Below are 13,791 nucleotides of genomic sequence, written 5' to 3'. Positions count from 1 at the left end.
CCCCCCTGTCCCCCCTTCGCAAAGGGGGGGACGTCTGGGCATCTTTACCTTATTGAGGGAGCGCCTGCCGCCGGGGGCAGCGTTAATCCATCGCTGCGGAAAGCGCGTTCCCCATCAGCCTGCGCGGGTTCTCCACGCAGACCTTGCGCAGCACCTCTTCCGGGAGCCCCAGGTCGTATAGCGCATCCAGGTAATGGAGGGAGCCCTCCACCTTGTAGAGGATGGCGTCGCTCCCGAAGCAGATCTGGTCCTGATAATGCTGGATGAAGCCGCGGTAGCTCGCTTGGTTCTCCCTCATGTGTGACAGGAGACCGGAAAAGTCGGTGAAGACGTTCGGGTACCGGTCGAGGAACGGTGCGAACGCCTTCCTGCCGATCCCGAAATGAGGGAAGTTCACCCGCACCCTCGGGAAGTCGGCCAGAATCGCCGCCAAGGTGTCGCCGTAACGTCTGGCATCGATGTGGTACAGGACGGTAAGGTCGTTCGTCTCCGCAAAGGAGAAGATCTCCCATTCCCGCTTGCGGTACTCGCTTACCGTTATGCCGAAGGTGTCCGGGACCCCTTTGACCCCCAGGTCGTTTGCGGAATCGGGGAGATAGATCCCCTTGATGCCGCGAAACCCCTGCCTCAGGTAACGCCCCAGTACTGCCGAAATATTTCCCCAGAGGTAGCGGGTATCGAGCAGCGGGACAATGCCCCCCTTGGAAAGCCGGGCGTGCTCCAGCAGGTCCCGCCCCTCGTCAAAGAGTCCGTCCCCGCGGTTTTCCACCCAGTCCGGGACTAACCCCCAGATCTGCTCCTCATCGAAGCGGTCGTTGACCATCCCCGCCACGGCGACATGCGAAATCCCCCTCCCCCGAAGCCGCCCCAGTTGCTGAGCGACGTCCCCCGCGAGGGCCTTAGAGGTGAAGCAGTGGGCATGGACGTCGATGATGGCTGACTCGATTCCCCCCTCGCGCTTCTTTGTCTCCGGTGCGCCCATGTCAGCGTCCCTTGTAGTTGGGGCGACGCTTCTCGAGGAAGGCGTCGACCGCTTCCAGGTGGTCCTCAGTATGATGCGCGAAGGACTGGAAGCAGGCGCAGAGATCAAGGAAGTCGGGGAGGTCGCTTCGCTGGGCGAGCTTCATCATCCGCTTGGTGAGCCTGAGCGTCACCGGGGGCTTGGACGCCATCTCGCGCGCAAGCTCCATCACGCACGGAATGAGTTTGTCCGGTTCGACGACCTCAAGGAAGATGCCGAGCTTGAGCGCCTCGGCGGCGTCGACCACCCGCCCGGTGAAGATGAGTTCGGCGGCCCTCTGGTATCCCAAAAGCCGCTGCATGAACCAGGCTCCACCGTCGCCGGGGGTGATGCCGAGATTTATGAAGGTTTCACCCACCTTGGCGCGGGTGGAGGCGATGCGGATGTCGCACATGTTGGCGAGGTCGAAACCGGCGCCTATGGCGGGGCCGTTCACCGCGGCGATGACCGGGATCTCGGCCTTGTGCAAAAGAAGCGGTATCTGCTGGATGCCGCGGCGGTACTTGTCCTGGACCTCCACGGGAGACCCGCCGAAGGTGCCGCTTTTGGACTGCATCTCCTTCACGTTTCCGCCGGAGGAGAACGCCGATCCGGCGCCGGTCATGACCAGGACGGAAACGCGATCCTCGCGGTTGATCCAGTTGACGGTGGTGATGATGTCTTCGGTGAGGGCGGTTCCGGTGAGGGCGTTGCGGACATCGTCGCGCTGGAAGGTCAGTACGGCGACTCTATCCTCCAGGGTCAGGGTGCAATCCTTAAGCTGAGGCATGGCCGGACCCTCCTTCGGATTGGGTATGAGCGAAAAATTCCGAGCGGTACTTTTCATGGTGGACCTCCTTCCCTGCTGTGAACAATCATCTCTCCATCGTCGCTTGAAAAACCCCCTGCACCAGTTTTATCCGCTGCTCTTCAAGGTTGCGCAGCTGGTTCTCGATCATCTGCGGAAAATCGTCCCCGAGCAGGAGCTGCAACCCGAACGGGTCCCGAGGCACGTCGCCGCTCTTCTGCCGCCTGGCGCGAAACCATGCGAGCCCTTCCTCGGTCACGTCCTTCCAAGACAGGCTCCGGAACCCCGCCTCCGAGAGGAGTTCGTTGAACTCCCGCTCGTCTATCAGAAAGCTCCCGGACGGGTCCCGCGCCCACGGCACCGGGAAACACACCTCCCCTCCCCGGCCGGAGAGAACCTCGTAGCAGGCGAGCCTGCCACCCGGTACGAGCACGCGGCGGATCTCCTGGTAGAAACGGCGCTTGTCCTGGATGTTCATCGATACGTGCTGTGTCCAGACTACGTCGAAGGCGCCGTCACCGAAGGGGAGCGTCAGCGCGTTCGCCTGGAGGTAGGCCACCTTCGAACTCATCCCGAGCCGCTCGGAGAGCATCCTCGCTCCGGCGCAGTAATCGGAGCTTTGGTCGACGCCGATGACGTGGCAGTCAAGAAGGCGGGCGAGGTGCCGCGACGCACCTCCCAGCCCGCAGCCGACGTCCAGGACAAGAAGCCCCGCCCCGGGCTCCAGCGCCGCCGCGAGCTCCCTCGTGGCCGCGGCGCCGCGCACGTGGAACTCGTCGATGGCGGCCAGTTCCTCGGGACGCAGCCGGTCCGGATCTTTTCCCGCCGCAACCAGGGCCGAGAGGACCTTCGATTCAAGGTCCGGGCAGCGGTAATGGTCGGCGACGGCGGCGGCAGCTCTGGACGGTTCGTGCGCGGGCATCATGGGTGCCTCCTCAGGCTCCGGCGAAAGCCCCCTCGGACGGAAGGGGTAGATGCACCTTCTTCGTTTGCGGCGCGCCGGTCGCGGCGGCCTGCCGGCCGTAGTTCTGGGCGTCGACCACGGCGATGGCCGCCATGTTGACGATGTCCATCACGTCGTCTCCCTGCTGCAGGATGTGCACCGGCTTGTTCATCCCCATGAGGATCGGCCCGATGGCATCCGCGCCCCCCAGCTGCCGCAGGAGCTTGTAGCAGATGTTCCCCGAGGTGAGGTCCGGGAAGACCAGGACATTAGCAGGTTTTTTGAGGGTGGTGAAGGGGAAATTCGCCTGCAAAAGCTCGGAGACCACGGCGGTGTCGGCCTGCATCTCCCCGTCGATGTCGAGCCCGGGCGCCCTCTGTTTCACCATCTCCACGGCGCTTCTCACCCGGTCGGCCTGCGGATGCCGCACCGAACCGAAGTTGGACATGGAGAGCATGGCGACACTCGGCTCGATCTCGAGCATGCGCGCCTTCTCCGCGGCAAGGATCGCCGTCTCGGCGAGTTCCGCCGCGTCCGGGTCGATGCAGACGGTGGTGTCGGCCAGGAAGTAGATCTCCTGCTTGAAGACCATCATGTAGAGGCCGTGCACGCTGGAAAGCCCTTCCTGCTTGCCGATCACCTGGAGGGCGGGACGGATGGTGTCCGCGTAGTTCGCGTCCACCCCTGCCAGGAGCGCGTCGGCGTCGCCGCGACGGACCATCATACAGCCGAAGTGGGTGCGCGACTTGCGCGCCATGAGCCTGCGGCTCTCCGAGAGGGTGAGTCCCTTTCTCTGCCTGAGCAGGAAGAGCTCGTTTGCGTAGGACTCCAGGTTCTCGTCATTCGCGGGGTCAATGATGGTGACACCGCCGTGCAGGTCGATCTCCAGCGACTGGAGCGTGCAGCGGATCTTCTCCTCGTTCCCAAGGAGGATGGGCTTGGCGATCCCCTGCTCGACCAGCATCTGGGCCGCGCGCAGGACCTTCTCGTTCTCCCCTTCCGGGAAGACCACGGTCTTCGGATCGCTCTTCGCCTTGTTGATGATCTGGCGCAGCGTCTCCTTGGATTTCCCCTGCAGCGACTCCAGGTGCTCCACGTACTTGTTCATGTCGGCGATCGGCTGGCGCGCTACGCCGGAATCCATTGCCGCCTTGGCTATCGCCGGGGCGACTCTCAGGAGGGCCCTTGGATCGAACGGCTTGGGGATGATGTAGTCGCGACCGAAGCTGAACTTGACGTTGCCGTAGGCGCGGCAGACCGAATCCGGGCATTCCTCGCGGGCGAGCTCAGCCAGCGCGAAGACCGCCGCCTTTTTCATCTCCTCGTTGATGGTCGTCGCCCTGACGTCGAGGGCGCCGCGGAAGATGAAGGGGAAGCCGAGGACGTTGTTGACCTGGTTTGGGTAATCCGAGCGACCGGTGGCGATCAAGACGTCGCCGCGTACCGCGTGGGCCTCTTCCGGGGTGATCTCGGGGTCCGGGTTCGCCATGGCGAAGATGATCGGGTTGGGCGCCATGCTGCGCACCATTTCCGGGGTGATGGCACCCTTCGAGGAGAGGCCGTACATGACGTCGCATCCCACCGCCGCTTCTTCCAGCGTGCGGAGCTTTGTGTCGGCGGCGAAGCGCTCCTTGTACTTGTTCATCCCCTCCGTTCTGCCCTTGTAGATGACCCCCTTGGTGTCGCACATGATGAGGTTTTCCAGCTTGAGGCCGAGCGACAGGGCGAGGTTTACGCAGGCGTTGGCCGATGCACCCGCGCCGTTCACCACCATCTTTATTTCTTCTATCTTCTTGCCGACAAGTTCCAGGGCGTTGATGAGGCCTGCGGCCGAGATGATCGCCGTTCCGTGCTGGTCATCGTGGAAGACCGGGATGTTCATGGTCTTCTTGAGTTCCTCCTCGATGTAGAAGCACTCGGGAGCCTTGATGTCCTCCAGGTTGATGCCGCCGAAGGTTGGCTCGAGGAGCTGACATGCCCTGATGATCTCGTCGGGATCTTCGCTGTTCAACTCAATGTCGAAGACGTCCACGTCGGCGAAGCGTTTGAAGAGGACCCCCTTCCCTTCCATGACCGGCTTGCCCGCGAGGGCGCCGATGTTGCCAAGACCAAGAACCGCCGTGCCGTTGGAGACCACCGCGACAAGATTTCCCTTGGCGGTGTACTGGTAGGCGTCCTCAGGGTTCTGCTCGATGGCGAGACAGGGCTCGGCGACGCCGGGCGAATAGGCAAGTGACAGGTCCTGCGCGGTCTGGCAGGGTTTGGTGGCGATTACCTCGATTTTTCCCTTACGGCCGGTGGCGTGGTATTCCAGTGCATCGGACATCTTCTTCATAGCAGCGTCCTTTCAAGGCAAGTGGCATTGACAACAGGATTCAGTGATTTAAGTCCCCTTTTGAGAAGGGGCTTTTAAAGTCCCCCTTTGCGAAGGGGGATTTAGGGGGATTTGGGGTTAGTTTGTTTAGAAGCAAATCCCCCCTGTTCCCCCTTCGCCAAGGCTACGGGGGACAGGCTCCCCCTTCGCAAAGGGGGGAACGCTTGAGCGTGTTCAGCACCTAGTAGGCCACGCCCCCATCAACAGCATGATGGGCGTGGCTTGCTCCGCACTACTGCACGGTCAGCAGCAGCTGGCCGATGTCGACGGCGTTTCCTTCCTTGATCATGATCTGACTGACGACGCCGTCCTTCTCGGCGAAGATCTCGTTCTCCATCTTCATCGCTTCCAGGATCAGAAGCAGATCGCCCGCCTGAACCGCCTGCCCCTGCTCGACCTCGATCTTCCAGACGTTGCCTGCCAGGGGCGCCACTACTCCTCCTTCGGCGGGGGCGGCTGCGGTCGCTGCTGCTGCGGGGGCCGATGCGGCTTGGGCATCGTCGGTGCCGACGATGGTGACCAGGGCGGCGCCGATGTCGACGGCGGTCCCTTCCTCGATGTGGATGGCGCCCACGATACCGTCGCGGTCGGCGAAGATCTCGTTCTCCATCTTCATCGCTTCGAGGATCAGGAGGAGATCTCCTTCCTGCACCTGCTGACCCGGCTCGCACTCGATTTTCCAGACGTTCCCTGCCAGCGGGGAAACGATGGTCTTGCCGGATGCCACGACCGGGGCCGCTGCCGGCGCCGTGCCGCCGACGGCGGAGGCTGCCGCTGCCGCGGCTGCTGCCGCACCGGTCGCCTTCGCCACCTGCACCACGAAGGTCTGGCCGCCGCCGGTGACGGTGTAGGTGTCGCCGCCGGTGATCTCGGCCGCCGCCGCTTTCTTGGGGGCCGCTTCCTCACCGGTCGGTACCGGCTCGAACATGTCGGGGTTGTCGCGATGCTCCAGGAACTTGAGGCCAACCTGCTGGAACAGCGCGTAGGTAAGCACGTCCTCCACCTCGTGGTCGCCGAACTTCAGGTGCTTCTCCTTGGAGATCTCGCGCAGCTCGGCGGTGAGCTTGTCCATTTCGGCGTTGAGGAGGTCGGCCGGGCGGCAGGTGATCGGGTCGGCGCCCGCCAGAACTTTCTGCTGCAGCTCCTTGTTCACCGGGGCCGAAGTCGCTCCGTACTCACCCTTGAGGACCGCCGCGGTCTCCTTGGTCATCGACTTGTAGCGCTCGCCGGTGAGGACGTTGATGACCGCTTGGGTGCCGACGATCTGCGAGGTCGGGGTAACGAGCGGGATCATGCCGAGGTCCTCGCGGACCTTCGGGATCTCGGCCAGCACCAGGTCCATCTTGTGCCCGGCGTTCTGCTCCTTCAGCTGGCTCTCCATGTTGGTGAGCATGCCGCCCGGAACCTGCGCGGTGATGATGCGGGCGTCGACCCCCTTGAGGGAGCCTTCGAACTTCGCGTATTTCTTGCGCACCACGGTGAAGTAGTCAGCGATCTCCTGCAGGAGTACCGTGTCGAGGCCGGTCGCCTTGTCGGTGTCGGCGAAGATCGCGGCCAGGGTCTCGGTGGGGGAATGGCCGTAAGTCATGCTCATCGAGGAGATGGAGGTGTCGACGTTCTCGACCCCCGCCTCGATCGCCTTCACGTAGGCCGCCGTCGACATGCCGGTCGTGGCGTGGCACTGCATGTGGATCGGGATCTTGATCGCCTTCTTGAGCGCCTTGACGAGGTCGTAGGCGGCGTAGGGGGCCATGAGACCCGCCATGTCCTTGATGCAGAGCGAGTGCGCCCCCATGTCCTCGATTTTTCTCGCCAGGTCCACCCATTTGGGGATGGTGTCCACCGGGCTCACCGTGTAGGAGAGCGTCCCCTGGGCGTGTTTACCCTGCTTGATGACCGCCTTGATGGCGGTGTCCAGGTTGCGCGGGTCGTTCATGGCGTCGAAGACGCGGAAGACGTCGATGCCGTTCACCGCGGAACGCTCGACGAACTTCTCGACCACGTCATCAGCGTAATGGCGGTAGCCCAGGATGTTCTGCCCGCGGAAGAGCATCTGCTGCGGCGTGTTGGGCATCGCCTTTTTCAGTTCGCGCAGGCGCTCCCAAGGGTCCTCGCCCAGGAAGCGGATACAGGAGTCGAAGGTGGCGCCACCCCACATCTCGATGGACCAGTAGCCGACCCGGTCGAGCTTTTCAGCGATGGGAAGCATGTCGTCCAGGCGCAGGCGGGTGGCGAACAGGGACTGGTGTGCGTCCCTGAGTACGACTTCGGTGATGCCTAAAGGTTTCGTTGTTTTGGCCATCTTCGTCTCCGTAACTATGCGTGAAGTTAAACTGCTGAAGTGATTGTTTATAAAGGTGCATTTAAGCTGAGGGACTCAAAAGCAAATCCCCCCTGTCCCCCCTTCGCAAAGGGGGGAACGTTCGGCCATGCTCACTGCTTCATGGAAAAACGCCCTGGCTCCCCGTACGAAGTTTCGGCCCCCCTGCACGCGGCAGTGTAATTGCCACGTAGCGCTGCGTGAGCCCCCGCGTCCCCCCCTTTGCGAAGGGGGAGCCTGCCCCCCGTAGCCTTGGCGAAGGGGGGACAGAGGGGATTTGCCTTCCTGATTTGCCGCCGGACTTATCCTCTGATGATCCTCGGCAGTAGCATCTGGTGCACCGGGGTGATCGACTTTGGGTTCTGGTAGTTCGCACCGGTGAAGGCCTGGATGTACCTGCGCAGCTCGGGAAGCTCGACGATCTCGTCGACAAACCCGCTGATGGCGCAGTAGGCCGGACGCGACTTTTCCTGGTAGTCCTGGATCATCTGGTTCATCTTCCCGATGACCGGCGCGAGATCATTGCCGGAATCCTGCTCCTTCACCAGGCGGCGCGCGTAGGAGGCGGCGGCCGCGGTCTCGCCGTGCATCACGTAGATCTCGGTGAGAGGCGTCCCCAAGGTGAAAGCGTTATTGTTGTTCGCCTGCGGGCCGCACATGATGTAGTGCGCCGCCGCCGTCCCCTTCCTGAGCACGACGCACATCATGGAGAGGTCGGTCTGCTCGATGGAGTAGACCAGCGACTGTCCCAGCGCCAGCAGTTCGGCTTCCTCGGCGAGGTCGCCCACGTCTATGCCGGTGGTGTCCTGGAGCCAGACGATCGGGAGGTTGTCGCGACCGCAGAGCGTCACGAACTCAGCCTGCTTGATGAGGCCTTCGCGGTAATGCTTACCCCCCACCGCCGGGTAGGCGCCCTTCGCGTACTCCGGGTACCCCGGGAAGACCCCCTGGCGGTTGCCGATGAAGGCGACCGGGAAGCCGTCCACCTTGGCGATGCCGGTGTAGACCTCGCGCCCGTAGTCGGGGCGGTATTCCATGAATTCGCTGTTGTCGGTGAGGCGCGCGAGGATCTGGATGGCGTCGTAGGGGCGTTTCTGGTTGGCGGGGAGGATCATGTTGAGATCCTCGACCGGGAATTTCGGGGGTGCGGGGGCGGCGACGCGGAACATCGCCGGGTCGTATGCGGGCATCATGCGCATGTAGTCCTTGATGCCGTCGAGGACGCCGGTTTCGGTGTCGTGCACCTCGCGGAAGTAGGCGGTCTGGTCGAAGTGGGTCTCGACGCGCCCCGGGTCCTTCGCCTTGAAGTTACGGGTGGCGTCGATCAGGGCCTGCGCGGCCTCTACGTCGATGTGCCCTTTGGGGTTCATGCCGCCGACGATGCCCGCGCCGCCTACCGCGATGTTGGCGCCGTCATGGGCGAGCAGGATGGTCGGGCTGATCCCCTGGTAGCCTCCACCGGCCGGATTGGTGCCGTAGATGCCGTTGAGGATCGGGATGCCCAGGTGGTTCAGGTCGGCATGACGGTAGAAGGGAGCGCCGCTCGAGCGACGACCGGCATACACCGTCTCCTGCTCCATGAGTTTCACTCCGGAACAGTTGGTGAGCCAGACCAGCGGGACGTTCAGGCGCTTGGCCATGTCGGTGACCATGAGGATGTTCTCGGACTGCCCGGCGATCCAGGCGCCCGCCATCACCTTGTTGTCGAAGCCGATGATGACCGCCCATCTACCCTCGATGCGCCCGATGCCGTTCACGACCCCGGTGCACCCTTCCTCGTTCTCCTTCGGGTTGTAGAGCGTGTGCAGCGGGGACCAGGTCCCTGCATCAACGAGGTATTCCAGGCGGTCGTAGATGGTCATCCCGCCGCGGTCATGAACCTTCTTGGCGGGGATGCCCGCGTTTTTCACGCGCTCGGTCTCCCGGGTGAGCACTCCCACCTGCTCCTTGACGAGCTCCACGTTTTCCTGCGAACGCTTTACCTCCGCATCGCTCAGTGCCTTGCCGATATCGGCCATCTTCTCGAAATAAGGGCGCAGTGGTGTTTGCTTCCGTGCCATGATGGGTTCCTTTTTCGTTGAATTTAGGTGCTGTATGGTGCCTGCACTCCTCCCCCAGGAGGGGGGGGGGGGGGGGGGGCCCGTTTTTCAGGCTTTCCCCCTCCCTAACCCTCCCCCTCCGGGGGAGGGAACTTTCAGCGCGTCGTGGTTTAGCGGTTGACCACGTCTCCCAGGGCGAAACCGGCAATGATGGTCTTCTGGATGTTGCTCGTCCCCTCGACGGTTCGAAGCGACATGGAGTCGCGCAGCCAGCGCTCGGCCGGGTATTCGGTGGAGAAGCCGTAGCTGCCGAAGATCTTCATGGTCTCGGTCGCCGCGTGCACCGCGGCCTCGGAGGCGAACAGCTTCGCCATGGAGGTCTGGTACTGGTTGGGAAGCCCCTGGTCCTTGAGCCACGCGGCCTGGTAGACGAGAAGCCTTGCCGCCTCGTGCTCGGCGACCATCTCGGCGATGGAGGCCTGGATCATCTGGTAGGAACCGATCTTCTTGCCGAACTGGGTCCTCTCGTTGGCGTAGCCGATGGCCGCCTCGATGGCACCCGCGCCGATGCCGAGAGCACCGGCCGCACAGCTGATGCGGGTGTTGTTCAGCTGCCACATGCAGATCTGGAAACCCTGCCCCACTTCGCCGAGCACCGAGTCCTTGGGGATCTTGGCCTGGTTGAAGGAGATCTCGCCGGTCGGGGCGCAGTGGAGCCCCACCTTGCTCTCGATGGCGGCGGTGATGATCCCCTCGTTACCCTTCAGGTTGATGATGAAGCAGGTGAGCCCCTTGTACTTCGCGGCGCGGTCGGTGACGGCGTATAGCAGGCCCCAATCGCCGACATGGGCGTTGGAGATCCACATCTTCTGGCCGTTGATCTCCCAGTGGTCGCCGCGGTCGATGGCGGTGGTCCCCATGCTCACGACGTCCGAGCCGGAGTTCGGCTCCGTGATGGCGAAAAAGCCGAAGGATTCTGCACTTACCCAGTCGGGGATAAAGCGTTCCTTCTGCTCTTTGGTGCCGAACTTGTTGACGGTGAGGGAGGGGCCGATGTTCTGCATGTTGAGCGGAAGCCTGGAGGAGCCGCTCACCGTGGCGAGCTGTTCGGCGAGGATCACCGACTCGAGGAAGCCGCAGCCGTTGCCGCCGTACTCCTCGGGAAGACCACAGCCGAAGAACCCGAGGGAGGCCATCTTTTTCACCAGTTCGGGACGGAAGGTATGGTTGACCTCGTCCTCCTTCAGGGTGGGAAGGATCTCCTTCTGCGCGAAATCCCTCGCCATATCCTGCATCATCTTTTGTTCATCCGTTAACCCGAACCGCATGACGACCTCCTTTTTTATTGGTTTGCTGGTTTACCAGGATTTTGTAAGTTGACTCTCTTATTGCGAGCCGGGGCTTGCTCGGCTAAATCCCCCATGTCCCCTCATCATCAGGAGGGGGCGCTCTTCAAGTCCCCCTTTGCGAAGGGGGGTTTAGGGGGATTTGGGGTTCGCTTTGCTTAGAAGCAAATCCCCTCTGTCCCCCCTTCGCAAAGGGGGGGACCTGTGGGCGTCCTTTCGGCTTCGAGGAAACATTCTCTTGAGTTCCAGGAGTTTCCGAAAGAACCTTTCATGTTAAATCCCCCGTCCCCCGGGGGGGCGGCACGAAGGCCGGATGAAGACCCGCACCCCAACGAACTCCACCCACCGTACCTCCCCGGGGGACGTGAGAACTTATGAGCCGCATCCCCCGGAGCAGCCGCTGGTGCAGGCGCAACCCGCCTCCTGCGCCTCCTCGGGCGGCGTCGCGAGCGCCTCGGTCAGGACGTAGGCGGCCTGCAGAGCCGAGGTGGGACAGAGCGGGAAACACTCCTTGCAGTCCCAGCACTCCTTCCCGGCAACGTCGGGGATGAAGCTGATCTCACGGCGCGGTCCGCGATCGATGTAGCCGATGGCGTTCTTCTTTTTCACCTCGTTGCAGTACCTGACGCAGAGGCCGCAAAGGATGCAGAAGGACGGGTCCTTGTCGAAGCGGTCCCGGTCCGCGCCGTACTCCTCGGCAAGCTCAAGGAGCTGCGGCGCGTCGGGGGCGTGGGCCATCATCTGCTCCACGAGCACCTTGCGGATCTTCGCCAGCTTCTCGGTCTTGGTCTGCACCACCATCCCCTTCTCGGCCGGGTAGACGCAGGCGGCGACCAGCTGGTTCCTTCCGTTCGCCTCCGCCTCCACAGTGCAGATCCGGCAGGCGCCGTACGGCTCCAGCTGGTCGTGGTGGCAAAGGGTGGGGATCTTTATCCCCGCCGTTTTCGCGGCATCTACGATGGTCATCCCTTCCCGGGCGGTGACCTCTTTCCCATCAATCTGCAGGACGAATTCGCTCATTTTGTATTCCTTTCAGGAGCCCTAAGCTAAGCCAAGGCCCGTTTTTCCTGCGGGACCGGGGCCGGGACGGGCACGCCGGAGAGCTTGTCGATGGCCTGGAAGGCCGCCGGACAGGCCTCGATGCAGGTGCCGCACTTGGTGCACTTCTCCTGGTCGATGACGTGGATCGTCTTCTTGCCCCCCTCGATGGCGTTGGCCGGGCACTTCCGCAGGCAACTGCCACACCCCTTGCACCTCTCGGGATCGATGTGGAAGGCGATCAGCTCCTTGCAGGAAAGGGCCGGGCAACGCTTCTCCTTGATGTGGGCCTCGTACTCCTCGCGGAAGTACTTGAGGGTGGAGAGAACCGGGTTCGGGGCGGTCTTGCCGAGTGCGCAGAGGGCGGCGCCCTGGGTCGCCATCGCCATGTTCTCGAGGAGCTCGATGTCCCCTTCCTTCCCTCTTCCCTGGGTGATGTCGGTCATCACCTTGAGCATCTGCCTGATCCCCTCGCGGCACGGAACGCACTTGCCGCACGATTCGTCGCTCAGGAATTCGAGGAAGTAGCGGGCGATGTCGACGAGGCAGGTGTCCTCGTCCATGACGATCATGCCGCCCGAGCCCATCATGGCGCCCATCTTCATCAGCTCGTCAAAGTCCACCTTGACGTCGAGGTACGCCTCGGGGATGCAGCCGCCGGACGGGCCGCCGGTCTGCACCGCCTTGAATTTCTTGCCTTTCGGGACGCCGCCGCCGATCTTGTAGATGATGTCTCTCAGCGGTATCCCCATCGGCACCTCGACGAGGCCTGTGTTGTTCACCTTGCCGACCAGCGAGAAGATCTTGGTCCCCTTGCTGCTCTCGGTGCCGACCGAGGAGAAGTACTCCGCCCCCTCGTTGATGATCACCGGGATGTTGGCCCAGGTCTCCACGTTGTTGATGTTGGTTGGCTTGCCCCAAAGACCCTTATTGGCCGGAAACGGAGGCCTCGACTTCGGCTCGCCAGGCTTTCCTTCCAGCGAGGCGAGGAGCGAGGTTTCCTCGCCGCAGATGAAGGCGCCTGCGCCGCGGTGAACCTTGACGGTGAAGTCGAAGCCCGAGCCCATGATGTTCTTGCCTAAAAGCCCGCGCCGCTCCGCCTCTTTCATCGCGACGGAGAGGTTGTCGACGGCGAGCGGGTATTCCTGGCGGACGTAGATGTAACCCTCGGTCGCGCCGATGGCGTAGGCCCCGATCATCAGCCCTTCGAGGACGGTGAAGGGGTTTCCTTCCATGAGGGAGCGGTCCATGTAGGCCCCCGGGTCGCCCTCGTCGCAGTTGACCACGACGTACTTCTGGTCTCCCGGCGCCTTCCTGGCGAACTCCCATTTCATCCCTGAGGGGAAGCCCGCGCCGCCGCGGCCCCTCAGCTTCGCCGCTTTCACCTCGCCGATCACCTCGTCGGGGCTCATCTCGAAGAGCGCCTTGGTGAGCGCCTTGTAGCCGCCTACGGCCAGGTAGTCCTCGAGGCTCTTCGGGTCGATCTTGCGGTTCAGCCCGAGGATGAGGCGCTGCTGGTTCTTGTAGAAGGGGATGTCGTGCTCGTAGCTCGACTTGTCCCCGGTGGTCGGGTCGACGTAGAGGAGCCTTTCGACGAGCTTCTTCTCCTTGAAGGTGTGGGAGATGATCTCGCAGACATCCTCCGGCTTGACCTTCAGGTAGCAGATCCCCTCCGGGTAGATGACCACGATGGGACCCTGCTCGCAGAAGCCGTGGCAGCCGGTCCTTCTGATCTCGACCTGGTCGGTGAGCCCGTGGTTCTCAAGTTCTGCAACGATGGCGGCCGCCACCTTCTCACTTCCGGTTGCGTGGCAGGCGCTGCCGGAGCAGAGGGTGATGCAGGGCCTGTCGTCGCTACGCTTGGACAGGATGCTCCTCCTGAACTCTTCCAATTCCGCTGGCGAATTTATCCTTGGCATAAGC

The 13,791-nt window shown here is 62.9% G+C and carries 9 protein-coding genes; all 9 read right to left on the bottom strand.

Features of this window, described 5'->3' with window-relative positions:
- Nucleotides 1-82 precede the first annotated feature (82 nt).
- Entirely contained in the window at nt 83-982 is a 900-nt protein-coding gene (locus E8L22_RS19665) for an amidohydrolase family protein (RefSeq protein WP_198420194.1), read from the bottom strand.
- 1 nt (nt 983) lies between these two features.
- The gene (locus E8L22_RS19660; RefSeq protein WP_136526798.1) at nt 984-1,847 is read right to left on the bottom strand and encodes an enoyl-CoA hydratase-related protein; all 864 of its coding nucleotides are present in this window, start codon (nt 1,845-1,847) and stop codon (nt 984-986) included.
- A 28-nt stretch (nt 1,848-1,875) separates the two neighbouring features.
- Nucleotides 1,876-2,733, bottom strand: a complete 858-nt coding sequence (locus E8L22_RS19655; protein WP_136526797.1) for a class I SAM-dependent methyltransferase — start codon at nt 2,731-2,733, stop codon at nt 1,876-1,878.
- 10 nt (nt 2,734-2,743) lie between these two features.
- On the bottom strand, nt 2,744-5,086 hold the full coding sequence (locus E8L22_RS19650; RefSeq protein ID WP_136526796.1) for an NADP-dependent malic enzyme: 2,343 nt from the start codon (nt 5,084-5,086) through the stop codon (nt 2,744-2,746).
- A 271-nt stretch (nt 5,087-5,357) separates the two neighbouring features.
- Nucleotides 5,358-7,427 (bottom strand): sodium-extruding oxaloacetate decarboxylase subunit alpha, encoded by a 2,070-nt coding sequence (oadA, locus tag E8L22_RS19645; protein ID WP_136526795.1) that lies wholly within the window; start codon nt 7,425-7,427, stop codon nt 5,358-5,360.
- A gap of 320 nt (nt 7,428-7,747) precedes the next feature.
- The gene (locus E8L22_RS19635; RefSeq protein ID WP_136526794.1) at nt 7,748-9,505 is read right to left on the bottom strand and encodes an acyl-CoA carboxylase subunit beta; all 1,758 of its coding nucleotides are present in this window, start codon (nt 9,503-9,505) and stop codon (nt 7,748-7,750) included.
- A gap of 149 nt (nt 9,506-9,654) precedes the next feature.
- The gene (locus E8L22_RS19630; protein ID WP_136526793.1) at nt 9,655-10,812 is read right to left on the bottom strand and encodes an acyl-CoA dehydrogenase family protein; all 1,158 of its coding nucleotides are present in this window, start codon (nt 10,810-10,812) and stop codon (nt 9,655-9,657) included.
- Between the two features lie 390 nt (nt 10,813-11,202).
- The gene (locus E8L22_RS19625) at nt 11,203-11,850 is read right to left on the bottom strand and encodes a 2Fe-2S iron-sulfur cluster-binding protein (RefSeq protein WP_136526792.1); all 648 of its coding nucleotides are present in this window, start codon (nt 11,848-11,850) and stop codon (nt 11,203-11,205) included.
- A 26-nt stretch (nt 11,851-11,876) separates the two neighbouring features.
- A complete protein-coding gene (nuoF, locus tag E8L22_RS19620) occupies nt 11,877-13,787 on the bottom strand; it encodes an NADH-quinone oxidoreductase subunit NuoF (RefSeq protein WP_136526791.1) in 1,911 nt (636 codons plus the stop codon).
- Nucleotides 13,788-13,791 lie beyond the last annotated feature (4 nt).

Origin of the sequence: Geomonas ferrireducens (assembly GCF_004917065.1) — a bacterium.
Lineage (GTDB): Bacteria > Desulfobacterota > Desulfuromonadia > Geobacterales > Geobacteraceae > Geomonas > Geomonas ferrireducens.
Note: the sequence above shows the minus strand (reverse complement) of the source record. Positions and strands in the feature narration are given on the sequence as shown.